Source organism: Brevundimonas sp. CURTG3B2_SDJG, from assembly GCF_057364705.1.
The window spans coordinates 1-1,721 of the sequence record NZ_JBNFOJ010000436.1 but is presented as its reverse complement, the minus strand read 5'-3'; the positions used below and the strand labels follow the sequence as shown (position 1 = coordinate 1,721).

At 71.9% G+C, this 1,721-nt stretch carries 2 protein-coding genes; one reads left to right on the top strand and one right to left on the bottom strand.

Going from position 1 to position 1,721, the window contains the following annotated elements:
- Window positions 1–1,063: glycosyltransferase family 2 protein (locus AC2W7C_RS17535; protein WP_486002516.1), on the bottom strand; the 1,063-nt coding region annotated here is incomplete at its 3' end.
- 172 nt (window positions 1,064–1,235) lie between these two features.
- Here AC2W7C_RS17535 and AC2W7C_RS17530 point away from each other — a divergent pair.
- Window positions 1,236–1,721, top strand: a 486-nt coding sequence (locus tag AC2W7C_RS17530; protein WP_486002515.1) for a TetR/AcrR family transcriptional regulator, incomplete at its 3' end; no start/stop codon positions are given.

Here is a 1,721-nt window from a genome sequence, read left to right as displayed (position 1 = left end):
CGGCGACGAGGACGGCGGCCGCCATCCAGCTGGTCGAGGCCCAGTGCAGCGCCGCCGACGCCAGCCCCGCCCCGACGGTCATGGTCAGGGCGAACAGGCCCCGCGGCCCCAGCCTCCAGGGCCGGCGCGTGTGCACGCCCCAGGTCTGCATATAACCCTTGAGCCAGCGCGTGCGCTGGGGAAGCCAGGTCTCCAGGGCGCCGGGCGGCGTCTCCCAGGTCGGGCGGTTCATCACCCCTGCGCGGTATCCGCGCCGCCACAGCCGGAAGCCCAGGTCGGCGTCTTCGGTCACGTTCCAGGCGTCCCAGCCGCCCACGGCCCGCAGGACGTCTGTCCGGAAATGGTTGCTGGTGCCGCCCAGCGGGAACGGCAGACCAAGGCGGGCCAGGCCGGGCAGGGCGGTCTCGAACAGGCTAGCGTATTCGGCCGCGAACTGGCGGTCCAGGAAGGGCGAGGCCGTGTCGCCCGTCCGGCGTCGGATGCGCAGCGGCGCCTGAAGGCAGGCCAGGCGCCCTGAAGGATCGGCGGCGAACCGGGCCGCGGCCTCGCGCAACTGCAGGGGATCGGGATGGTCCTCCGCGTCGTAGACCGTCAACAGCTCCCCGGCCGCCGCCGCCAGCGCGTGGTTGAGGGCGCGGGGCTTGGTGCGCGGCCGGCCGTCCGGAACCACCAGGATGACGAGCCAGTCCGGAAGGGGCGAGGCCCGCGCCGCGGCGAGGGTGGCCGCGTCGTCGGCCTCCAGGATCAGAAAGCCCTCCAGCCGGTCGGCGGGATAGTCGATCGCGGCCAGCCGGCGGACCAGCTGATCCACGACCTCGGCCTCGTCGTGCAGGGCCGCCAGCACGGTGTAGCGGGGCCAGGTCGCCGGCGGGGCGGGTTCGAACGGCCGCCGAAGGCTGAAGCACACCAACGCGGTTCGCCACGCGGCGTTCGCCACGAATCCCAGGCCGAGGAGGATGATCACGCCCATGGCGGTCGCTTCGGGCCGGAAACGGATGGCGATGGCCAAACCCGCGGCCAGGAGGGCGGCCAGGGAGAGCTGGACCGCCGACAGGCCGCGCATGGCGGCGCTGTCTTCGAGCGGCGGCCCGGAGGCGGCCGCCGGCGCGGCCCGCGAATGGATGGCTTCCGAAGGCGGCACAACTTATGGTTATCAAGACGTCTCTCGAGCCGCAAGCGATTGGCGGATCGTCCGGATTGCCGCTATTCAGGGAACGGACCTCTGGAGCCCCCGCGTGACCGCCGACCTCGCCATCTCCTCGCGTTCGCGAAGAAAGCCCAAGGGGGAGGGGCACGAGCGGCGCGCCGAGATCCTGGCGGCGGCCGAGCGGATCTTCGTCGAGCACGGCTACGAAGGCGCCACCATCCGCAAGATCGCCGACGAGGTCGGCCTGTCTTCCACCGCCCTCTACATGCATTTCGCCGAGAAGGGCGAAATCCTGCAGGAGATCTGCCGCCAGGCCTTCGCCGCCCTGCTGGAGGTGAACCTGGAGATTCTGGCCGAGCCGGCCGAGCCCGAGGCGCGGCTTCGGCGGATGATGCGGGCCTATGTGGACTTCGGCTTCGCCAATCCCAACGCCTATCGCCTGGTCTACATGACCCGGCCGGTCGAGCTGCGCGACGGAACGCAGTCGACGGCCCGCGAGATGGGGATCGACCTGTTCCGCTCGTTCGAGCAGGTGGTCGAGGACGCGCGGCGGCGCGCTGCGCGGCGACCCGCG